The sequence below is a fragment of the Streptomyces sp. NPDC031274 genome (genome assembly GCF_055570235.1).
Genome location: NZ_JBVIHP010000011.1, coordinates 41,023 through 60,845 on the forward strand (window position 1 = coordinate 41,023; position 19,823 = coordinate 60,845).

20 protein-coding genes are annotated in these 19,823 nt (G+C 70.6%); 4 read left to right on the forward strand and 16 right to left on the reverse strand.

What is annotated here, in order from left to right:
* Window positions 1-136: 136 nt before the first annotated feature.
* Complete coding sequence (locus ACZ5CR_RS18990; protein WP_468858897.1) at window positions 137-2,665, reverse strand: ATP-dependent Clp protease ATP-binding subunit; 2,529 nt, start codon at window positions 2,663-2,665, stop codon at window positions 137-139.
* 441 nt (window positions 2,666-3,106) lie between these two features.
* On the opposite strand from ACZ5CR_RS18990, the gene ACZ5CR_RS18995 reads away from it, so the two are divergent.
* Window positions 3,107-3,700: an SCO3374 family protein gene (locus tag ACZ5CR_RS18995; protein ID WP_468858900.1), complete on the forward strand. Its 594-nt coding sequence runs from the start codon at window positions 3,107-3,109 to the stop codon at window positions 3,698-3,700.
* Here the strand turns inward: ACZ5CR_RS18995 and ACZ5CR_RS19000 are convergent.
* The 11 genes from ACZ5CR_RS19000 to ACZ5CR_RS19050 all read right to left on the reverse strand — a co-directional run bounded on the left by ACZ5CR_RS19000 (window position 3,679) and on the right by ACZ5CR_RS19050 (window position 12,600).
* Entirely contained in the window at window positions 3,679-4,017 is a 339-nt protein-coding gene (locus tag ACZ5CR_RS19000) for a histone-like nucleoid-structuring protein Lsr2 (protein ID WP_351171837.1), read from the reverse strand. The two genes, ACZ5CR_RS18995 and ACZ5CR_RS19000, sit on opposite strands and share 22 nt — an antisense overlap.
* Before the next feature lie 223 nt (window positions 4,018-4,240).
* Window positions 4,241-4,774: an amino-acid N-acetyltransferase gene (locus ACZ5CR_RS19005; protein ID WP_383267731.1), complete on the reverse strand. Its 534-nt coding sequence runs from the start codon at window positions 4,772-4,774 to the stop codon at window positions 4,241-4,243.
* A gap of 9 nt (window positions 4,775-4,783) precedes the next feature.
* A complete protein-coding gene (locus ACZ5CR_RS19010; protein WP_468858904.1) occupies window positions 4,784-5,308 on the reverse strand; it encodes a BlaI/MecI/CopY family transcriptional regulator in 525 nt (174 codons plus the stop codon).
* A gap of 168 nt (window positions 5,309-5,476) precedes the next feature.
* On the reverse strand, window positions 5,477-5,647 hold the full coding sequence (locus ACZ5CR_RS19015) for a hypothetical protein (RefSeq protein ID WP_365858810.1): 171 nt from the start codon (window positions 5,645-5,647) through the stop codon (window positions 5,477-5,479).
* Between the two features lie 14 nt (window positions 5,648-5,661).
* Window positions 5,662-6,312 carry a serine/threonine-protein kinase gene (locus ACZ5CR_RS19020; RefSeq protein ID WP_468858908.1) on the reverse strand — a complete coding sequence of 217 codons (651 nt, stop codon included), beginning with the start codon at window positions 6,310-6,312 and terminating at the stop codon, window positions 5,662-5,664.
* 110 nt (window positions 6,313-6,422) lie between these two features.
* Window positions 6,423-6,857 (reverse strand): hypothetical protein, encoded by a 435-nt coding sequence (locus tag ACZ5CR_RS19025; protein WP_468858911.1) that lies wholly within the window; start codon window positions 6,855-6,857, stop codon window positions 6,423-6,425.
* Window positions 6,858-6,995: 138 nt separating this feature from the next.
* The gene (locus ACZ5CR_RS19030) at window positions 6,996-7,802 is read right to left on the reverse strand and encodes a type III pantothenate kinase (protein ID WP_468858914.1); all 807 of its coding nucleotides are present in this window, start codon (window positions 7,800-7,802) and stop codon (window positions 6,996-6,998) included.
* A gap of 7 nt (window positions 7,803-7,809) precedes the next feature.
* Window positions 7,810-8,844 (reverse strand): carboxylating nicotinate-nucleotide diphosphorylase, encoded by a 1,035-nt coding sequence (gene nadC, locus ACZ5CR_RS19035; RefSeq protein ID WP_468858916.1) that lies wholly within the window; start codon window positions 8,842-8,844, stop codon window positions 7,810-7,812.
* Window positions 8,845-8,846: 2 nt separating this feature from the next.
* Window positions 8,847-10,670, reverse strand: a complete 1,824-nt coding sequence (locus tag ACZ5CR_RS19040) for an L-aspartate oxidase (RefSeq protein WP_468858919.1) — start codon at window positions 10,668-10,670, stop codon at window positions 8,847-8,849.
* Complete coding sequence (panC, locus tag ACZ5CR_RS19045) at window positions 10,667-11,668, reverse strand: pantoate--beta-alanine ligase (RefSeq protein ID WP_468858922.1); 1,002 nt, start codon at window positions 11,666-11,668, stop codon at window positions 10,667-10,669. The genes ACZ5CR_RS19040 and panC overlap by 4 nt, the downstream gene beginning before the upstream one ends.
* Window positions 11,665-12,600: a Rossmann-like and DUF2520 domain-containing protein gene (locus ACZ5CR_RS19050; RefSeq protein WP_468858925.1), complete on the reverse strand. Its 936-nt coding sequence runs from the start codon at window positions 12,598-12,600 to the stop codon at window positions 11,665-11,667. The genes panC and ACZ5CR_RS19050 overlap by 4 nt, the downstream gene beginning before the upstream one ends.
* A gap of 147 nt (window positions 12,601-12,747) precedes the next feature.
* Here ACZ5CR_RS19050 and ACZ5CR_RS19055 point away from each other — a divergent pair, with 147 nt between their 5' ends.
* A complete protein-coding gene (locus tag ACZ5CR_RS19055; protein ID WP_468858928.1) occupies window positions 12,748-13,944 on the forward strand; it encodes a threonine aldolase family protein in 1,197 nt (398 codons plus the stop codon).
* Here the strand turns inward: ACZ5CR_RS19055 and ACZ5CR_RS19060 are convergent.
* Window positions 13,901-14,146 carry a hypothetical protein gene (locus ACZ5CR_RS19060; RefSeq protein WP_468858931.1) on the reverse strand — a complete coding sequence of 82 codons (246 nt, stop codon included), beginning with the start codon at window positions 14,144-14,146 and terminating at the stop codon, window positions 13,901-13,903. The two genes, ACZ5CR_RS19055 and ACZ5CR_RS19060, sit on opposite strands and share 44 nt — an antisense overlap.
* Before the next feature lie 226 nt (window positions 14,147-14,372).
* Here ACZ5CR_RS19060 and ACZ5CR_RS19065 point away from each other — a divergent pair, with 226 nt between their 5' ends.
* Window positions 14,373-15,485 (forward strand): DUF5937 family protein, encoded by a 1,113-nt coding sequence (locus tag ACZ5CR_RS19065; RefSeq protein WP_468859212.1) that lies wholly within the window; start codon window positions 14,373-14,375, stop codon window positions 15,483-15,485.
* 70 nt (window positions 15,486-15,555) lie between these two features.
* On the opposite strand, the gene ACZ5CR_RS19070 is transcribed toward ACZ5CR_RS19065, so the two are convergent.
* Window positions 15,556-16,230: a response regulator transcription factor gene (locus tag ACZ5CR_RS19070; RefSeq protein WP_468858934.1), complete on the reverse strand. Its 675-nt coding sequence runs from the start codon at window positions 16,228-16,230 to the stop codon at window positions 15,556-15,558.
* Between the two features lie 115 nt (window positions 16,231-16,345).
* On the reverse strand, window positions 16,346-17,548 hold the full coding sequence (locus ACZ5CR_RS19075; protein WP_468858936.1) for a sensor histidine kinase: 1,203 nt from the start codon (window positions 17,546-17,548) through the stop codon (window positions 16,346-16,348).
* A gap of 161 nt (window positions 17,549-17,709) precedes the next feature.
* On the opposite strand from ACZ5CR_RS19075, the gene ACZ5CR_RS19080 reads away from it, so the two are divergent.
* A complete protein-coding gene (locus ACZ5CR_RS19080; RefSeq protein WP_468859214.1) occupies window positions 17,710-18,681 on the forward strand; it encodes an SAM-dependent methyltransferase in 972 nt (323 codons plus the stop codon).
* Here ACZ5CR_RS19080 and ACZ5CR_RS19085 read toward each other — a convergent pair.
* Window positions 18,646-19,797, reverse strand: a complete 1,152-nt coding sequence (locus ACZ5CR_RS19085) for an NADH-quinone oxidoreductase subunit D (protein ID WP_468858939.1) — start codon at window positions 19,795-19,797, stop codon at window positions 18,646-18,648. The genes ACZ5CR_RS19080 and ACZ5CR_RS19085 overlap by 36 nt on opposite strands.
* Window positions 19,798-19,823: the final 26 nt, after the last annotated feature.

Here is a 19,823-nt window from a genome sequence, read left to right on the forward strand (position 1 = left end):
TGAGGGGCGCGGCGAACTGCGCGACCAGCCACGAGGCACCCGCAGTCAAGAACGCGAAAAGGGGCTGCCCCGAACCGTACGAAACGGTTCGGGGCAGCCCCTGTACTGCTGTACTTCTGTCCTGCGGGCCGGAGGCCTAGGCTTCCTTGCTCAGGTTGGGCCCGGCGCCACCAGCCGCCTGCTCGATCGGCGGGACATCCGGAAGCGCCGCCTTCTCCTCGCCGCGGAAGGTGAACTTGGCTTCGTCGCCCTCACCCTCCGCGCCGACGACCACGATGTGGCCGGGGCGGAGCTCGCCGAAGAGGATCTTCTCCGACAGGATGTCCTCGATCTCGCGCTGGATCGTCCGGCGCAGCGGCCGGGCGCCCATGACGGGGTCGTAACCCTTCTTGGCCAGGAGCTTCTTCGCGTCACCGCTGAGCTCGATGCCCATGTCGCGGTCCTTGAGACGCTCGTCCACCTTGTCGGTCATGAGGTCGACGATCTGGATGATGTCTTCCTCGGTGAGCTGGTGGAAGACCACCGTGTCGTCGACACGGTTCAGGAACTCCGGGCGGAAGTGCTGCTTCAGCTCGTCGTTGACCTTGGTCTTCATGCGCTCGTAGTTCGTCTTGACGTCACCCGCGGCGGCAAATCCGAGGTTGAAGCCCTTGGAGATGTCACGCGTGCCGAGGTTGGTCGTCATGATGATGACCGTGTTCTTGAAGTCCACGACCCGGCCCTGGGAGTCGGTCAGGCGACCGTCTTCCAGGATCTGCAGGAGCGAGTTGAAGATATCCGGGTGGGCCTTCTCGACCTCGTCGAAGAGGACGACCGAGAACGGCTTGCGGCGGACCTTCTCCGTCAGCTGACCGCCCTCTTCGTAGCCGACATATCCGGGCGGCGAACCGAAGAGTCGCGAGACCGTGTGCTTCTCGCTGAACTCCGACATGTCGAGAGAGATCAGGGCGTCCTCGTCACCGAAGAGGAATTCGGCGAGCGTCTTGGAAAGCTCCGTCTTACCGACACCGGACGGGCCGGCGAAGATGAACGAACCACCGGGACGCTTCGGGTCCTTCAGACCCGCACGCGTACGACGAATCGCCTGCGAAAGCGCCTTGATGGCGTCCTTCTGGCCGATGACCCGCTTGTGGAGCTCGTCCTCCATGCGCAGCAGACGCGAGGACTCCTCCTCGGTCAGCTTGAAGACCGGAATGCCCGTCGCCGTGGCGAGGACCTCGGCGATGAGCTCGCCGTCGACCTCGGCGACGACGTCCATGTCGCCGGCCTTCCACTCCTTCTCGCGCTTGGCCTTCGCCGCGAGCAGCTGCTTCTCCTTGTCGCGGAGAGATGCGGCCTTCTCGAAGTCCTGCGAGTCGATCGCGGACTCCTTGTCGCGGCGGACATTCGCGATCTTCTCGTCGAACTCGCGGAGGTCCGGCGGCGCGGTCATCCGGCGGATGCGCATCCGGGAACCGGCCTCGTCGATCAGGTCGATCGCCTTGTCCGGAAGGAAGCGGTCCGAGATGTACCGGTCGGCGAGGGTGGCGGCCTGCACCAGCGCCTCGTCCGTGATGGAGACCCTGTGGTGGGCCTCGTAACGGTCGCGCAGACCCTTGAGGATCTCGATGGTGTGCGGCAGGGACGGCTCCGCGACCTGGATGGGCTGGAAGCGGCGCTCGAGGGCCGCGTCCTTCTCCAGGTGCTTGCGGTACTCGTCCAGCGTCGTGGCACCGATGGTCTGCAGCTCGCCTCGCGCCAGCATCGGCTTGAGGATGCTCGCGGCGTCGATCGCGCCCTCGGCGGCACCGGCACCCACCAGGGTGTGGAGCTCGTCGATGAACAGGATGATGTCGCCGCGGGTGCGGATCTCCTTGAGGACCTTCTTCAGGCGCTCCTCGAAGTCACCGCGGTAGCGCGAACCGGCGACGAGCGCGCCCAGGTCCAGGGTGTAGAGGTGCTTGTCCTTGAGGGTCTCGGGCACCTCGCCCTTGACGATGGCCTGCGCGAGGCCCTCGACGACGGCGGTCTTGCCGACGCCGGGCTCGCCGATGAGCACGGGGTTGTTCTTCGTACGGCGGGACAGCACCTGCATGACCCGCTCGATCTCCTTCTCGCGCCCGATGACCGGGTCGAGCTTGGATTCACGAGCGGCCTGGGTGAGGTTCCGGCCGAACTGGTCGAGCACCAGGGACGTGGAGGGCGTGCCCTCCGCAGGACCGCCACTTGCGCCGGCGGTCTCCTTGCCCTGGTAGCCGGAGAGCAGCTGGATGACCTGCTGCCGCACCCGGTTGAGATCGGCGCCCAGCTTCACGAGGACCTGGGCGGCGACGCCCTCGCCCTCGCGGATCAGGCCGAGCAGGATGTGCTCCGTGCCGATGTAGTTGTGGCCCAGCTGAAGGGCTTCGCGGAGCGAAAGCTCCAGCACCTTCTTGGCACGGGGGGTGAAGGGGATGTGCCCGGACGGGGCCTGCTGGCCCTGACCGATGATCTCCTCCACCTGCTGGCGGACCGCCTCGAGCGAAATCCCGAGGCTCTCCAGGGCCTTAGCGGCGACACCCTCGCCCTCGTGGATCAAGCCCAGGAGGATGTGCTCGGTGCCGATGTAGTTGTGGTTGAGCATCCGGGCTTCTTCCTGAGCCAGGACGACAACCCGCCGCGCGCGGTCGGTGAACCTCTCGAACATCGTTAATCGCTCCTCAGAGCGGTCAGGCAGTAAGGGGGCTGTCCCCTCCCTGTCCTTCCGCAGCTTAGTCCCGCAAGCGGGGACCGCTCATTCCAACTGCCGACACCCGGCCGAGAACAAGAGGTGCCTCCTGACCCCGAACGCCGACAACTGCTCCAACCCGATGGTGCGAGACGATGTTCCCGCAGGCCAAGCACTTACCCTCACCTCAGCTACGCCGATGGCGAACGTGAGACGGCCTCGCGCGTGTGTCGCCCCTCCCCACTAGGGATGTCTTACCCGCAAGGACTGACACTCCATGCGGCGCGCGCCGGTTCCCTCCGCTACGGGCGAACACCCTTGCGCCGCCGAACATGTCCGTACGCCCCTTTTCCGGACACCGCGTGCATTCGTGACGGCACTCTGCGTAACCCGAAGCCCCTCCGGCCGGTTGCTCCGGACATGGCCATCACCGTTCCCCAGCCTCGTGAACCGGTCGAGCAGAGCGATCCGGTCCGGCAGTGGTACGCGAACGAGCTCGGCTGGGCGACGGCCGATCGCCGCCCCGGGCTTCCGGTGCAGCTCCTGACGGGGCTCCGCTTCGATGTACTGCAGCTGCCCGCCGAAGCCGGATTCGCCGCCCTGCGGCATGTCGGGCCGAAGGCTCCGGTGGCTCTGCGGGGCGATTCGATGCGGCTCTTCGTGGCCGCGGGGAGCGCCGACGAACTGCCGGGGCTCCTGGAGTGGCTCGAATGGGGTGACATCGCGCTGGACCTCACGGCCATCGGAGCGGACGGTCTCGTCGACGCGCCCACGCCTCCGGGGTGGTCCGGCACGCAGGGGGCCGCCGTGTGGCTGCGACCCCCGGAGCCCGGGTGCGAGGTGGAGCCGACGCTGCCGGCACTGCCTTCCCTGTCCTGCGTGGGGGGTGGCACGGTGTCCCACAGCGATCCCGCCGTGGGCTCCGGTCTCGTACGACTTGTGGACACGGCGGCAACGCAGTGCCACCGGGTCCGGTTGAGACGAACCCGTCGTCAGCCGTTGGCCTTCTCGTAGGCCTCGCGAATGGAAGCGGGGACGCGGCCGCGGTCGTTGACCTCGAAGCCGTTGTCCTTCGCCCAGGCACGGATCGCCGCGGTGTCCTGACCGCCGCTCGTGGCAGAGGCACGGGCTTTGGCACGCCCGGCCGAACCACGGCCACCGGTACGACGACCACCCTTGAGGTACGGCTCAAGAAGACCGCGGAGCTTGTCCGCGTTCGACGTGGTGAGGTCGATCTCGTAAGACTTGCCGTCCAGCGCAAACGTCACGGTCTCGTCTGCCTCGCCACCGTCGAGGTCATCGACAAGAAGGACCTGAACCTTCTGTGCCACCGGATTTCCTTTCATCGATAACTTCGGGCCGGATCGAACGGCGCGAGCCGCTGAATCGCCGCCCCCTGTTATATGCAGTACTGCAGTACGTCGGAAAGCAAACCGCTTTTGCTGGAAAAACACAAACCCCCGGGAGAGACCGATGACCACGGGAACCCAGGAAACATGCGCGTTTCGGACATAGGGAACCCGGGCAGCGGACAGCCCGGAATACCGGCGACGATCACAGATGCAGAAGCATCCGACTGTTGCCCAAGGTGTTCGGTTTCACTCGTTCGAGGCCGAGGAACTCCGCGACACCCTCGTCTTTGGAACGCAGCAGCTCGCTGTAGACATCTCCGTCGACAGGTGTCTCACCGATCTCCACGAACCCGTGCTTCGCGAAGAAGTCGACTTCGAAGGTGAGACAGAAAACCCGTCGGACTCCGAGCCAACGAGCGGTCTGCAGCAACTTCCCCAACACCTGATGACCCACTCCGGCGCCCTTGACATCGGGGTTCACCGCGAGAGTGCGTACTTCCGCGAGGTCTTCCCACATCACGTGCAGGGCACCACAGGCGACGACGTCGGCGTTGTCGTCGCGTTCCGCCACCCAGAACTCCTGGATGGACTCGTAAAGCGCGACCGTCGCTTTGTCGAGCAGGATCCCCTGGCGGGCGTAGGAGTCGAGGAGGTTGCGCACGACCGGCACATCGGCTGTGCGCGCCCGGCGTACGGAGACTGCTTTAGCGCTGAGTTCAGGGGGTTCTGCTGGCATGAGCGGACGCTATCGCTCTGCTTCGGGCTCAGCCGCGCCGGGGTTCTCCAGAGCTTGGCCGAGGTTCTCCGGGGCTTGAACGGGGTTCTCCGGGGCTTGAACGGGGTTCTCCGGGGCTTGAACGGGGTTGCCCGGGGCTTGAGTGACGGCGCCTTCGGAGAGAGGGGCTTGAGCGGCCGGGCCGATGATGCGCATCGCGTCACTGAGTGCCTCACGCTGTTCCGCCGACATCATCCCGAAGAAGGCGACGAGAGCGGCGGCGGGGTTGTCACTCCTCGACCATGCTTCGTTCATCAGTGCGGCGGCGTAGGCGGCCCGAGTGGAGACCGCCTCATATCTATAGGCGCGGCCTTCCGCTTCACGGCGCACCCAGCCCTTCTGATGAAGATTGTCCAAAACGGTCATGACGGTGGTGTACGCGATGGACCGTTCCTGCTGAAGGTCTTCCAGGACTTCTCGAACGGTCACGGGGCGGTTCCACTTCCACACCCGTGTCATGACTGAGTCTTCGAGTTCTCCCAAGGGGCGAGGCACACCAGAACAATAGTGGGAGATGTCACTAATCCCATGACGGACGTGGCGGAGGGGGCATTTCCCCAACAAAAAGGGCGTACGACTCGGAATGTGAGCGAGTCGTACGCCAAGAGTGTGCGGGTGGTGACCTCGGGTCACCGGCGATCAGGGCTGGCCAGGGCTGGTCAGTCAGGCCTTGGGGGTCTGCTGGGCGCCTTCGGCGCGGGCGATCACGGCGTCGACGGCCGCGTCTTCCTTGGCCTTGTTGGCGCCGCCCTGGGTCTTCACGATCGTCACGATGAGACCGCCGAAGAACACGGCCATCACTACGGGGGGCAGGAGCGCGGAGACGTATTCCATGCCCCCCAGAGTAGCTAGCCCGCGGCGAGCTGGTGCGGCGGGTCCGTCGGTCTGCGCTTGGGCGGGAAGACCTCGGCCGGGGTCGGCACGGGGCGGGGCGGTTCGGGAGCGGCCGGCTTCGTCGGCGGGGCGCTCGGCGTACCGGGCTTCGGCGCCGCCCGGTCATCGCGCTCGCTCCGGCCGCCGGGGAGGGCGAGCAGGCGCGTGCGTGAGGCGGGAACGAGGGGGCGGGGCGCCGGGGCGGACGTGGCGGACGTAGGGGACCGGCCCGCCAGGCGGTCGCGTACGGCCCGTTCGGCGACGGTCCGGCAGCGATCGAGGAGGGCGGCGGCGACCGGGTTGCCGCGCAGGGCGCGCAGCGCGGCGAGGTCGTCGGGGCCCGGCTGGTAGCCGGAGGCGAGGACGTCCTCGAGGAGTGCGAGGTAGCCGGTCGTGGTGCCGGGCAGGGCCGCCCGGTAGCGGGCGAGGTCGGCCAGCAGGAAGGCGCGGAGCCTGGCGCCCTCGCTCACCGCCTCGTCGACGGCGTCGGCGAGGCGGTGGCAGTCCTGGATGTCTTCGGCGGAGGCGGGTCTTGGATGCAGGGCGAGGGCCAGAGCGCGGCGGAGCACACGCAGCTCCTCCGTACCGAAGGCCATGCCGCCGCGAGATCCATATGGCGTGGGCATGAGCCGAAGATACGTGTTAAACGGACAAAATCCGCTTAACGCCAATATGTGGCGTGGCTACCGCTCGGGTGGCTGCCGCTCGGGTGGCAACGCCTCGCGTGGCTGCCGGTTCACTCCGAGCGGCGGCGGATCATCGCGAAGACGACCGCGCCGACCCCGAGGGCCCCGGCCGCGCCGACCGTGATCCAGGGGAGCACGCCCGCGCCGGTGTCCGCGATGGTGCCGTCAGGGCCGTCGGCGGGGTCGTCCCGGGCGTCGGCCGACGTGCTGGAGGTGGCCGTGGTGGTGGGGGCGGCGGACGGGGACACCGTCGCGGTCGAGCCGCCGGTGGAGTCGTCCACCGCGTACGTCACCGCATGCGTCCCCGCGTACATCCCCGCGTGCGTCACGGTCCGCGTCACCGCGTACGTCACTGTGTGCGCCGCACGACCGCCCCCGGGCCCGCCGTCGAAACCGGTGACCGCGCACGCCGCCGTGGCCGGTCCGGCGAGCCCGGCCAGCACCCCGGCCGCCACTGTCGCGGCCAGTCGTCCCCTACGCCCCATTATCTCCACGCCCGCTCGAACCCGCCCAAGTCCCGTCCCTGCGCAGACTCTTGTATGGCGCGCGGGGTTGTGCGCGCAAGCCCCGCTTATGAGCCGCCAGTTATGAGCCGCCGACCTCAGAGGCCGCGACCGGAGCGCTCAACTCCGGGCGATGTTCCGCTCGTAGACCAGGCGCAGGCCGATGAGGGTCAGCCACGGCTCGTGCTCGTCGATGACCGACGCCTCGCCCAGGACCATGGGCGCGAGGCCGCCGGTCGCGATGACCGTGACGTCGTCGGGGTCGCCGCCCGGACCGGCCAGTTCGCGGGCCATGCGCTGCACGACGCCGTCGACCTGGCCCGCGAAGCCGTACAGGATGCCCGACTGCATGGCCTCCACGGTGTTCTTGCCGATGACGCTGCGCGGCCGGGCCAGCTCGATCTTGCGGAGCTGGGCGCCCCGCACACCGAGCGCCTCGACGGAGATCTCGATGCCGGGGGCGATGACGCCACCGGTGTACTCCCCGCGCGCGGAGACCGCGTCGAACGTCGTCGCCGTGCCGAAGTCGACGACGACGGCGGGGCCTCCGTAGAGCTCGACCGCCGCGACCGCGTTGATGATGCGGTCGGCGCCGACCTCCTTGGGGTTGTCCATGAGGATCGGTACGCCGGTCTTGATGCCGGGTTCCACGAGGACGGCGGGCACGTCTCCGTAGTAGCGACGGGTGACCTCGCGCAGTTCGTGCAGGACGGAGGGGACCGTCGAGCAGATGGCGATCCCGTCGATTCCGTCGCCGAGCTCCTCGCCGAGGAGCGGGTGCATGCCCATCAAGCCGTTCAGGAGCACGGCGAGTTCGTCCGCCGTGCGGCGGGCATCGGTGGAGATGCGCCAGTGCTCGACGATCTCTTCGCCGTCGAAGAGGCCGAGGACGGTGTGGGTGTTTCCGACGTCGATGGTCAGCAGCATGTCGTCGTCACTCCGCGCCATCGGAAAGCGCGCGAAGCGCTTCCTCGGAAGAGTGGTGGGAGACGGACGGGCGCAGGTCGAGGCCGATGTCCAGGATCGGCGAGGAGTGGGTGAGGGAGCCCACCGCGAGGAAGTCCACGCCCGTGTCCGCGTACGCCCGGGCGTTCTCCAGGGTGAGGCGGCCCGAGGACTCCAGGATCGCGCGGCCCGCCACGATGGCCACGGCCTCCTCGGTCTCGCCCGGCGTGAAGTTGTCCAGGAGGATCAGGTCGGCGCCCGCGTCCACGACCTCGCGCAGCTGGTGGAGGGTGTCGACCTCGACCTCCACGGCAAGGTCGGGGAAGGCGGCGCGCACGGCCTTGAAGGCCTGCTCCACGCCTCCCGCGGCCACCACGTGGTTGTCCTTGACCAGTGCCGCGTCGGAGAGCGACATGCGGTGGTTCACGCCGCCGCCCATGCGCACCGCGTACTTCTCCAGGGCGCGAAGACCGGCCGTCGTCTTGCGGGTGTCGCGGACCTTGGCGCTCGTGCCGTCGAGTGCGTCGGCCCACGCGCGCGTGGCCGTCGCCACGCCGGAGAGGCGGCACAGGAGGTTGAGCGCGGTGCGTTCGGCGGTGAGCAGGTCGCGGGTGCGGGTGGTGACGCTGAGCAGCTTGGCGCCCGCCTCCACCCGGTCGCCGTCCTCCACGTGCCGCTCGACCTCGAAGGTGTCCGTGCAGACGAGGGAGATGACGGCTTCGGCGACGCGCAGACCGGCGACCGTGCCGGCCTCGCGCGCGGTGAAGTCGCCGGTGGCGACGGCCTCTTCGGGGATCGTGGCGACCGAGGTGACGTCAACGCCGCCGTCCAGGTCCTCCTCGATCGCCATGTGCGCGATGTCCTCGACCTGTACGGGGTCGAGCCCCGCGTCGGTCAGGAGCTGCGCGAGGGCGGGGTCGAGGCCGCACTCCAGGGGGTCGTACGCGTCGTCCGAGCCGCAGCCGCAGGCATCGCCGCAGCCGCCGCCTGTGGGGGCGAGAGGGAGGTCGTCGGGGGTGCTCACGGTCACTTCTCCTGGGGACTTGGGCGGCCCGGACTCGGGCTGAGGCTGGAGCTTGGACTGGAACTGGAGCTTGGACTGGAACTGGGGCTGGGGCTGGGGCCGGGACTGGTCGGCGGGAAGTCGGAGGACTCTGTCGTGTGCGCCGCCAGGGTCCGGTCCGCGTTCAGGCGTACGACGATGTGGCGCCGCCAGGCCTCGTCGTCGCGGTCGGGGTGGTCCTCGCGCCAGTGGCAGCCGCGGGTCTCCTCGCGGCGCTGTGCGGCGGCCACCAGGACGCGGGCCACGCACAGGAGGTTGGTGGTCTCCCAGGTGTCGACGCCGGGCTCGGCGGTCTTGCCGTCCTCGGCGAGCGCGCCTGCCGCCTCGGCGTGGATGCGGGCGAGGCGGGCCGCGGCGTCGGAGAGGGAGTCGGCGGACCTGAGCACTCCGGCGCCGTCGGTCATCACGCGCTGGATGGCGAAACGGGCCTCGGGGGGCAGCAGGGGGTGCGCGGGGGTGTCGGGGTGGGTCACCGGTGCGGGGGTCGGCACGGGGACGGGAACCGCCGCGTAGAGCGCGGGGAGGGTCTTCTCCGCGTGCCGTGCCGCGATGTCCGCGGCGATGCGCTCGGCGTAGACCAGGCCCTCCAGGAGGGAGTTGGAGGCGAGGCGGTTGGCGCCGTGGACGCCGGTGCAGGCGACCTCGCCGCAGGCGTACAGGCCCGGGACCGTGGTGCGGCCGTGCGGGTCGGTGCGGACGCCGCCGGAGGCGTAGTGCGCGGCCGGGGCGATGGGGACGGGCTCGGTCACCGGGTCGATGCCGTGGGCGCGGCAGGCGGCGAGGATCGTCGGGAAGCGGTTCTCCCACATGTCGGCGCCGAAGTGCCTGGCGTCCAGGTACATGTGCTCGGCGCCCTTCTCCTGCATGCGCCGCGTGATGCCCTTGGCCACGATGTCCCGGGGCGCGAGCTCCGCGAGTTCGTGCTGGCCGACCATGAAACGCACGCCGTCCGCGTCCACGAGGTGGGCTCCCTCGCCGCGCACCGCTTCGGAGACCAGCGGCTGCTGACCCTCCGCGTCGGCGCCAAGGAAGAGCACGGTGGGGTGGAACTGCACGAACTCCAGGTCGCTCACCTCGGCGCCCGCGCGCAGGGCGAGCGCGACGCCGTCGCCCGTCGACACGGAGGGGTTCGTGGTCGCCGAGAAGACCTGGCCCATGCCGCCGGTGGCGAGGACGACCGCGGGAGCGTGGACGGCGCCCACGCCGTCGTGCTGGCCCTCTCCCATGACGTGCAGGGAGACACCGGCCGTGCGTCCTTCGGCATCCGTGAGGAGGTCGAGGACCAGGGCGTTCTCGACCGTCGGTATGCCACGCGCGCGTACCGCTTCGACCAGGGCGCGGGAGATCTCCGCGCCGGTCGCGTCGCCGCCCGCGTGCGCGATGCGGCGGCGGTGGTGGCCGCCCTCGCGGGCCAGCTCGATGTCGCCTTCGGGTCCTGTGTCGAAGTGGGCGCCGGTCTCGATGAGGCGGCGCACGGCGTCGGGGCCCTCGGTGACCAGGGTGCGCACGGCCTCCTCGTCGCAGAGCCCGACGCCCGCCACGAGGGTGTCGTCCAGGTGCTGCTCGGGGGTGTCGCCCTCGCCGAGCGCCGCGGCGACGCCGCCCTGGGCCCAGCGCGTGGAGCCGTCGTCCAGGCTGGCCTTGGTGACCACGACGGTCTTCAGGCCCGCCGCCGAGCAGCGCAGGGCAGCGGTCAGTCCGGCCACTCCGGAGCCGACGACGACGATGTCGGCGGCCAGGGACCAGCCGGGGGCGGGGGCGTGCAGACGTATTCCGGTGGCACTCATGCGGTGGCTCCGAACGTGAGCGGAATGTTGTCGATCAGACGGGTCGCGCCGACCCTGGCGGCTACGGCGAGGACCGCCTCACCGATGTGGCCCGGCTGTACGTCCGTGAAATCGGCCGGGTCGACAAGGGCCAAGTAGTCGAGCTCCAGCGGGGGTTGGCGGCGGGCCGCCTCGTCGAGGACCTGCCGGGCGGCGGCGCGGACGGCCGCGGGGCCGCCGGGCACGGCCGGCGTGACGGACTGGGCCAGGGCGTGGGTGTCGGCCGCGGCGCGGGACTCCCCCAGGGCGTTCAGGGCATCGGCGCGCGCGTGCGTGACGGGGGCCAGCGCGGCCCGCGCGTGGAGGGCTTCCTGCGCGGCGTGCCGGTCGCGGCCCGCGAAGAGAGCACCGGAGAGCGCGAGTGCGGTGCGCCGCTCGGCCGGGGAGAGATAGCGGTTGCGGCTGGAGAGGGCCAGGCCGTCGTCCTCGCGCACGGTGGGTACGCCGACGATCTCGACGCCGAAGTTCAGGTCCCGCACCATGCGGCGGATGAGGGCGAGCTGCTGGGCGTCCTTCTGTCCGAACAGCGCCGCGTCGGGCCGTGTGAGGTGCAGCAGCTTGGCGACGACCGTGAGCATGCCGTCGAAGTGCCCGGGGCGGGTTGCCCCTTCGAGGAGGGTGCCCATGGGGCCCGCGCTGATCCGGACCTGCGGTTCGCCGCCCGGGTAGACCTCCTCGACGGACGGGGCGAACACGAAGTCCGCGCCTTCCTGTCCGGCGATCTTGAGGTCGGCGTCCAGCGTGCGGGGGTAGCGGTCGAGGTCCTCGCCCGCGCCGAACTGGAGGGGGTTCACGAAGACCGTGACGACGACTTCGCCCTCTTCGCCGGCTATGCGGCGTGCGGTGCGGATCAGCGTGGCGTGGCCCTCGTGCAGGGCTCCCATGGTCATGACGACGACCCGGCGGCCCGCACGCGTGCGCGTGCGCAGTGGTTCGGCGGTGTGCACCAGGCTGGTCATCGTGTCCCTCCCCCGGCGCCGCTCCCGTCCCCTCCGTCGGCCAGGACTCCCAGGAGGTCCTCGGCGAGCTCGGGCTTGAGCAGTCCGTGGGCGAGCGCCCGGTCGGCGGTCGCGCGGGCCATCGCCAGATATCCGGCGACGGTCTGCGGCGCGTGCTTGCGCAGCTCGGCGACGTGCGCGGCGACTGTGCCCGCGTCCCCGCGCGCGACGGGTCCGGTGAGGGCGGCGTCGCCGGAGCGCAGCGCGTTGTCCAGGGCGGCTCCGAGCAGCGGGCCGAGCATCCGGTCGGGGGCCTGCACGCCCGCGTCACGGAGCAGGTCCATGGACTCGGCGACCAGCGTGACCAGGTGGTTCGCACCGAGCGCGAGGGCCGCGTGGTAGAGCGGGCGGGACTCCTCGGCGATCCATTCGGGCTCGCCGCCCATCTCGATGACCAGTGCCTCGGCGGCGAGGCGCAGCTCCTCGGGGGCGGTGATGCCGAAGGAGCAGCCCGCAAGGCGCTGCACGTCGACGGGGGTGCCGGTGAACGTCATAGCGGGGTGCAGGGCGAGCGGCAGGGCGCCTGCTCGCAGCGCGGGCTCCAGCACCTTGGTGCCGTACCGCCCCGAGGTGTGCACCATGAGCTGGCCGGGGCGGACCGCTTCGGTCTCGACGAGGCCTTCCACGAGGCTCGGCAGGGCGTCGTCCGGCACGGTCAGGAGGACCAGGTCGGCGCGCTCCAGGACCTGGGCGGGCGTGACGAGGGGGACGTCGGGCAGCAGGAGTGCCGCGCGTCTCACGGACGCCTCCGAGACTCCTGACGCGGCGACCGGGCGGTGCCCGGCTAGCTGGAGTGCCGCGGCGAGCGCGGGGCCGACACGGCCCGCTCCCACGACGCCCACCGTGAGCCTCGCGGGGCGGTCCCGCGGGTCTGGCTGATGAGGTGCGTTCACGCGATGACGCCTTCCCGTTCCAGTCCGCTCGGGGTACCGGACGATTTCTCGTCATGCTAACGCGATTGGCCCGCGCCGCGTCCTGCGCTGTCCACAGGCTGTGGGTATTGATATGACCGGCGGCCGACCGCACGGCATGCTCGGGGGATGACGTCACACGACGAAGCACCGGGGCCGGAGCAGCCGGCGGACGGCGACGGAGCCGAGGCGAGCGCGGAGGACCTGCTGGCCGCCCGCCGCCGGGCCGCGGGATTCGGCGCCGACCGGACCCTCCACCGCTGGTCCGCGCACGCCCCGCTCGCCACGCGGCTCTCGGCACTCGCGGAAGCGGCCTCGGAGGTCGTGGGTCCTGACGAGCCCGTCGACCTCTACGGCAACGCCGTCGTCGGCCGCCTGGAGGACGAGGTCGCCCGGCTGCTCGGCAAGGAGGCCGCCGCCTTCTTCCCGACCGGCACGATGGCCCAGCAGGTCGCCTTGCGCTGCTGGGCGGGCCGCACGGGCGACGCGACCGTCGCCCTGCACCCGAGAGCCCACCCCGAGGTGCACGAAAGGGGCGCCCTGCACGTGGTGAGCGGCCTGCGCACGGTGCATCCGACGAGCGAGCCGCGGCTGCCGACGGCCGAGGAAGTACGGGACTTCGAAGAGCCCTTCGGGACGCTGATGCTCGAACTGCCGCTCCGGGACGCCGGTTTCGTCCTGCCGTCCTGGGAGGAGCTCGTAGAGGTCGTGGAGGCGGCCCGCGAACGCGACGCCGTGGTGCACTTCGACGGTGCGCGCCTGTGGGAGTGCACGCCGCACTTCGGCCGCCCCCTCGCGGAGATCGCCGGGCTCGCGGACACCGTGTACGTGTCGTTCTACAAGTCCCTGGACGGCCTGAGCGGCGCGGCGCTCGCGGGCCCGCGCACCTTGATCGACGAGGCGAAGACCTGGCGGCACCGTTACGGCGGCCTGGTCTTCCAGCAGTACCCGGCCGCCGTCGCCGCCCTGCTCGGACTGAGGAACACGCTTCCGCGCCTGCCGGATTACGTCGCCCACGCGCGCGTGGTCGCCGACGCGCTGCGCGAGGGGTTCGCGGCCGCCGGGGTGCCCTGGTCGCGCGTGCACCCCGAGCAGCCGCACACCCATCAGTTCCAGGTCTGGCTGCCGTACGACGCCGAGGTCCTGACCGAGGCCGCGCTCGGGCAGGCGGAGGAGACCAAGACCCACCTGTTCAGCCGCTGGTTCCCCGACGGGCCGCCCGGCCTCTCGGTCACGGAGGTCACCGTGACCGAGGCGGGCCTGGAGTGGACGCCCGACGACGTCAATGATGCGGTCGCGGAGTTCGTACGGAGGATCCCCGGCTGAGCCCGGCGCGGGCGACGAAGCCGGCCAGGGCGGCGCGGAACCGTCCGTGGGCGGGGCGTTCCTCGACGACGGCACGGAAGCGTCCGTAGTCGCGCACCTCGCGGACGACCTGCCAGTCCTGCTGACCGGGGGCGGGCGGGGTGCGTTCGTCGTGCTGGGCGGCGCGGTAGCTGTCGAGAAGGTACTGCTGCGTGATGCTCATGACGGGTTCGCCTCTCAAGACAAATGGTACTTATCGGGCACCCATGGGACGACGGGAAGCAGAGTCGGCGCAGGAGTGGCGGGAGTGGGTCGCGATGGGCCGCTGTGGATGCCGACCCGGTCACCACAGACTGCGCCCGTCACCGAGCCGCCGTCGCGCCGATTGACACCGGCCGTCAATCGGCGGCTGGGATGTCAGTGGCGCGGTGCACGATGGCTCCATGAGCGTGCACATCGAGATCGCGGGCCTGCCGCAGGAGCGGATCTTCTTCGACCCTTCGCCCCTGGCCGAGCTGGGCGTTGCCCTGCACGCGCTGTCCGAGCCGGGACACCATCCGGGTCTGCACGGCTGGGCCACGGCGACCACCGCCTGTCTCAAGCCGGACCTCGCCGACCGGCTGTGCGAGGCGGACTTCCTGTGGCGGAACTCCTTCTCGGACGTCTTCATGCCGTTCGCGGGCCTCGTGGACGGCGACGGCAGGCCGGGAGCGACGCTCGCCGAGGAGCTCGACCTGCTCGACCGCCTGGACGACGAGCGATTCGTCATGGCGGCCCTGGAGTTCACCTGCGGCACGACGTACAACGAAGGCGGCCCTTCGCCGCTCACCGACCCCGTCAGGGGCGCCCGCGCCCTGGAGCTCGCCGCCACGCGCGGCACCCGGCAGCTGGACTTCGCCGAGCGGCTCCTGACCGATCCGCACGCCGTCCGGGCCTGGCTGCGCCGCCTCCTGGAGGACTGCGACGAGGCGTTCTTCGCCGACACCTGGCGGCGGGTGCGTGTCCAACTGGCCGCAGACGCCCGGCACAAGACCGAGATACTGCGCCACAAGGGCCTGGCCGAGGTGCTCGCCTCGGTGTCGGCGGCGCTCTCGGTGGACGCCGATGGACGCCGCATCACCGCGGACAAGCTGGTGCCGGGCTCCACGACGGCCCTGGACCACACCCTGGGGGCGGGGCTCACGTTCGTGCCCTCGCACTTCGCCTGGCCGCACCTGATGGTCCTGCACGCCCCGGGCTGGCGCCCGGTGATCCATTACCCCGTGTCCACCCCTGACCTGGCCAAGCCCACCTCCGTGGAGACCCTGGAGCGGCGGCTGACAGCCCTGGCCCACCCCGTGCGCCTGCGGCTGTGCCGCGACATGGCCCGCGCGCCCTTCAGCACCGGCGAGCTGGCCCACGCCACCGGGCTCACGGCGCCGGAGGTCTCCCGGCACCTCACGCTCCTGAAGAAGGCGGGCCTGGTGACCACGGCACGGCGCGGCCGGTACGTGCTGCACCAGCTGGACGTCACCGTGGTGGCCCGCCTCGGCAGCGACTTCCTGGAGGGCATCCTGCGCTGACTCCGCGGCTCCCCTAGGTCGAAGACCCCGCACAGCCGCCCGCGATCAGGGCAGTCCGTCAGGACAGCCGTCAGGCCGCCCCGCCGCCCGCCCGCACCAGACCCGTCTCGTACGCGAGGACCACCACCTGCACCCGGTCCCGCAGCCCGAGCTTGGTCAGGATGCGCCCCACGTGGGTCTTCACCGTGGCCTCCGACAGGACGAGCCGCGCCGCGATCTCCCCGTTCGAAAGTCCCTGGGCGACCAGGATCATGACCTCGCGCTCGCGGTCCGTGAGCCGCTCGAGCTCCTTGAGCTGCGGCTGCCCGCCCGCGTTCGGCAGCATCGGCGCGAAGCGGTCGAGGAGGCGCCGCGTCGTGGACGGCGCGACCACCGCGTCACCGCTGTGCACGGAGCGGATCGCGGCGAGCAGCTCCCCCGGAGGCACGTCCTTCAGCATGAAACCGGAGGCGCCCGCCTTGAGCCCCGAGAAGGCGTACTCGTCGAGGTCGAAGGTCGTCAGGATGAGGACCTTCGGCGGGTTCTCGTCCTGGCAGATGCGCCGGGTCGTCTCCACCCCGTCCAGTTTCGGCATGCGTACGTCCATGAGCACCACGTCGACCTCGGTCGTCCGCAGCACCTGGAGCGCCTCGACACCGTCGCCCGCCTCCGCGACGACCTCCATGTCGGGCTGTGCGGCGAGAACCATGCGGAACCCGGTGCGCAGCAGCGCCTGGTCGTCGACGAGCATGACGCGGATCGACATCAAGGGCCCTCTCCTGAATCTGTTCTGGATGTGTTCATGAGCGAATTCACGGGCGAATTCATGAGCGAATCGGTGTGGCCACGAGCCTAGGGCGTGGACAGATCGGTGACAGGTGTCAATGTGCGGGCTTGAGCGGGAGCAGCGCACTGATGCGGAAGCCGCCGCCCGGGCGCGGACCCGCGTCCAGGGTGCCGCCGACCATGCCGACGCGTTCCCGCATGCCGATCAGGCCGTGCCCGCTGCCGTCGGCGCCGCCGTCCTCGTACAACTCGTGCGGCGCGCCCTTGCCGTCGTCCTCGACGAGCAGCCCCAGGCCGTCGTCGAAGTAGACCAGGCGCACGCTCGCGCCGGTGTTCTCGCCGCCGTGCTTGCGGGTGTTGGTGAGCGCCTCCTGCACGATGCGGTAGGCCGTGAGCTCCACGCCGCTCGGCAGCGGGCGCGGGGTGCCCTCGACCTTGAAGTCGACCGGGAGACCGGCCGTGCGCACCTGCTCGATGAGCTCGTCGAGCTGCTCGACGTCGGGCTGCGGAACGTACTCACCGCTCTCCTCGTGCTCGCCGGTGCGCAGCACGCCGAGCAGCCTGCGCATCTCGGCGAGCGCCTGGCGGCCGGTGCCCGAGATGGTCTCCAGGGCCTGCTTGGCCTGCTCGGGGGCCGCGTCGAGGACGTACGCGGCGCCGTCGGCCTGGACGACCATCACCGAGACGTTGTGCGCGACCACGTCGTGCAGCTCGCGCGCGATCCTGGCCCGCTCGGCCGCCACCGCGACCTTGGACTGCGCGGCCCGCTCCTTCTCCAGGCGGTCGGCGCGCTCCTCCAGCTGGGCGAAGTAGGCGCGACGGGTGCGGATGGAGTCGCCGAGCACCCAGGCGAGGGCGAAGGGCACCATCTGGAAGACCGAGTAGAGGACGTTCCCGAAGGCGCTTATGGACTCCACCGGCCAGCGCATCGACGAAAGCGGAGCCGCGCACAGGCCGCCGATCAGGGCGAACCGCGAGGCCCACTTCGCACCGTCGGCCGACGCCGTGTAGATGATTACCAGCATCGCGAAGTCGGCGGGCATGGTCTTGATGTCGAAGATCAGCTGGACGACCCCGAGGACGACGGTGAGCACCAGCATCTTCTCGGTGTACTTGCGGCGCAGTGCCACCACCACGGACATTCCGAGGACGATGACGGCAGCCAGGACCGCCGGGTCATCGCCTGATCCCTCGGCGGTGGAGACCAGACCGATGCCGGAGATCCCGAGCAGGACGACGGCCCAGAAGCCATCGACCCCGGTCGGGTGTCTGCGGAAGAAGTCATAGACGCGTTGCACGTAACCCAGCGTAGGCAGCGGTTCGGCCCTCCGGGGTCAACCGGAGGGCCGATCCGTATCGCTCGCGTGTACTCCCCAAGGTGGAGGCCGCTTAGCCTTCTCGCGTGACGAACGAGGTCCGGGGCGAACGGAAAGACGCGCGGCGTGGCTGGCAGGAGGCCATGGAGGCCGCCCTCTACGGGCCCGACGGCTTCTATCTGCGCCCCGAGGGACCCGCGGGGCACTTCCGTACGTCGGTGCACGCGTCGCCGCTCTTCGCGGGCGCGGTGGCCCGGCTGCTGTGCCGCGTGGACGAGGCGCTCGGCCACCCGGACGAGTTGGCTTTCGTCGATCTTGGCGCGGGCCGCGGCGAGTTGACCGCGGGCGTCCTCGCCACACTGCCCGCCGACGTGGCGGCACGCGCGCGTGCCTTCGCGGTCGAGCGGGCCGAGCGCCCGGAGGGGCTCGACCCGCGCGTCGAGTGGTGCGGCCGGGCGCCGGACGGCGTCACGGGCCTGCTGTTCGCCAACGAGTGGCTGGACAACGTCCCTCTGGATGTCGCCGAGGTCGCGCCGGACGGTGTCGTCCGCCGTGTTCTCGTACGCGACGACGGCACCGAATCGCTGGGCGGCCCCGTCGAAGGGCCGGACGCCGAGTGGCTCGCGCGCTGGTGGCCGCTCGCCCCGGAGCCGGGCCTGCGCGCGGAGATCGGCCGCCCCAGGGACGAGGCGTGGGCGAGCGCGTCGGCGGCGCTGACGCGCGGCCTGGCCGTCGCGATCGACTACGCGCACGACCGCGCCGGACGGCCGCCCTTCGGCACCCTGACCGGCTTTCGCGCGGGCCGCGAGACGACGCCCGTGCCGGACGGCACGTGCGACATCACGGCCCATGTGGCACTGGACGCGTGCGCGCTGCCCGGAGCCGCACGGCTGACCCAGCGTGCGGCCCTGAACGCCCTGGGGGTGAGCGGTGGCCGCCCGCCCCTCTCCTTGGCCTCCAGCGATCCGGTGGCGTACGTACAGGCCCTCACGCGCGCGGGAGAGGCTGCCGAGCTGACCGCTCCGGGCGGGCTCGGCGACTTCGGCTGGCTGATCCAGCCGATGGGGTCGGACGACCCGCTACTTGTCGATGTCGCCGACCACGAAGAACAGTGATCCCAGGATCGCCACCATGTCGGCGACGAGCTGGCCGGGCAGCAGTTCGGCGAGAGCCTGGATGTTGTTGTACGACGCCGAGCGGAGCTTGAGGCGGTACGGGGTCTTCTCGCCCTTGGAGACCAGGTAGTAGCCGTTGATGCCGAGGGGATTCTCGGTCCACGCGTACGTGTGGCCCTCGGGGGCCTTGAGCACCTTCGGGAGGCGCTGGTTGATCGGCCCCTGCGGCAGCTCGGCGAGCCGCTCCAGGCAGGCGTCGGCGAGGTCGAGGGCGACGTGGGTCTGTTCCAGGAGGCACTCGAAGCGGGCCAGGCAGTCGCCCTCCTGCCGCGTGACGACCTTCAGGGTGTCCTGGAGCTCCCCGTACGCGAGGTAGGGCTCGTCGCGGCGCAGGTCGAAGTCGACTCCGGAGGCGCGGGCGATGGGACCGCTCACTCCGTAGGCGTGCACGGCCTCCGGGGACAGCACTCCGACGCCGCGCGTACGACCGCGGAAGATCTCGTTTCCGAGGACCAGCTTGTCGTAGACGTCCATCCGGGAGCGGACGGACGCGACAGCCGCACGCGCGCGCGTGGCCCATCCGGCGGGCAGGTCCTCCTTGAGGCCGCCCACCCGGTTGAACATGTAGTGCATGCGGCCGCCGGAGATCTCCTCCATCACGTTCTGGAGCTCCTCGCGCTCCCGGAACGCGTGGAACACCGGGGTGATCCCGCCCAGTTCGAGCGGGTACGAACCGAGGAACATCAGGTGGTTGAGGACGCGGTTCAGCTCGGCGAGGAGCGTACGCATCCAGACGGCGCGCTCGGGCACCTCCATGCCGAGCATCCGCTCCACGGCAAGGACGACGCCGAGTTCGTTCGAGAACGCGGAAAGCCAGTCGTGCCGGTTGGCGAGCACCACGATCTGCCGGTAGTCACGCGCCTCGAAGAGCTTCTCCGCGCCGCGGTGCATATAGCCGATGACCGGCTCCGCCTGCTCGATCCGCTCGCCGTCGAGGACGAGCCGCAGGCGCAGCACTCCGTGCGTGGACGGGTGCTGGGGCCCGATGTTGAGCACCATGTCGGTGCTCTCCGCGGCGCCGCCGATGCCGAGCGTGGTCTCCGTCGTGGGGCTCATGCGCGCATTCTCTCGTACGCGCGCTC

Excerpts from the sequence above, each read along its gene's own strand:
- ACZ5CR_RS18990 (WP_468858897.1), bottom strand. The coding sequence starts at position 2,665 with ATGTTCGAGAGGTTCACCGACCGCGCGCGGCGGGTTGTCGTCCTGGCT.
- ACZ5CR_RS18995 (WP_468858900.1), top strand. The coding sequence starts at position 3,107 with ATGGCCATCACCGTTCCCCAGCCTCGTGAACCGGTCGAGCAGAGCGAT.
- ACZ5CR_RS19005 (WP_383267731.1), bottom strand. The coding sequence starts at position 4,774 with ATGCCAGCAGAACCCCCTGAACTCAGCGCTAAAGCAGTCTCCGTACGC.
- ACZ5CR_RS19015 (WP_365858810.1), bottom strand. The coding sequence starts at position 5,647 with ATGGAATACGTCTCCGCGCTCCTGCCCCCCGTAGTGATGGCCGTGTTC.
- ACZ5CR_RS19020 (WP_468858908.1), bottom strand. The coding sequence starts at position 6,312 with ATGCCCACGCCATATGGATCTCGCGGCGGCATGGCCTTCGGTACGGAG.
- ACZ5CR_RS19025 (WP_468858911.1), bottom strand. The coding sequence starts at position 6,857 with ATGGGGCGTAGGGGACGACTGGCCGCGACAGTGGCGGCCGGGGTGCTG.
- ACZ5CR_RS19030 (WP_468858914.1), bottom strand. The coding sequence starts at position 7,802 with ATGCTGCTGACCATCGACGTCGGAAACACCCACACCGTCCTCGGCCTC.
- ACZ5CR_RS19040 (WP_468858919.1), bottom strand. The coding sequence starts at position 10,670 with ATGAGTGCCACCGGAATACGTCTGCACGCCCCCGCCCCCGGCTGGTCC.
- panC (WP_468858922.1), bottom strand. The coding sequence starts at position 11,668 with ATGACCAGCCTGGTGCACACCGCCGAACCACTGCGCACGCGCACGCGT.
- ACZ5CR_RS19055 (WP_468858928.1), top strand. The coding sequence starts at position 12,748 with ATGACGTCACACGACGAAGCACCGGGGCCGGAGCAGCCGGCGGACGGC.
- ACZ5CR_RS19060 (WP_468858931.1), bottom strand. The coding sequence starts at position 14,146 with ATGAGCATCACGCAGCAGTACCTTCTCGACAGCTACCGCGCCGCCCAG.
- ACZ5CR_RS19070 (WP_468858934.1), bottom strand. The coding sequence starts at position 16,230 with ATGTCGATCCGCGTCATGCTCGTCGACGACCAGGCGCTGCTGCGCACC.
- ACZ5CR_RS19080 (WP_468859214.1), top strand. The coding sequence starts at position 17,710 with ATGGAGGCCGCCCTCTACGGGCCCGACGGCTTCTATCTGCGCCCCGAG.
- ACZ5CR_RS19085 (WP_468858939.1), bottom strand. The coding sequence starts at position 19,797 with ATGAGCCCCACGACGGAGACCACGCTCGGCATCGGCGGCGCCGCGGAG.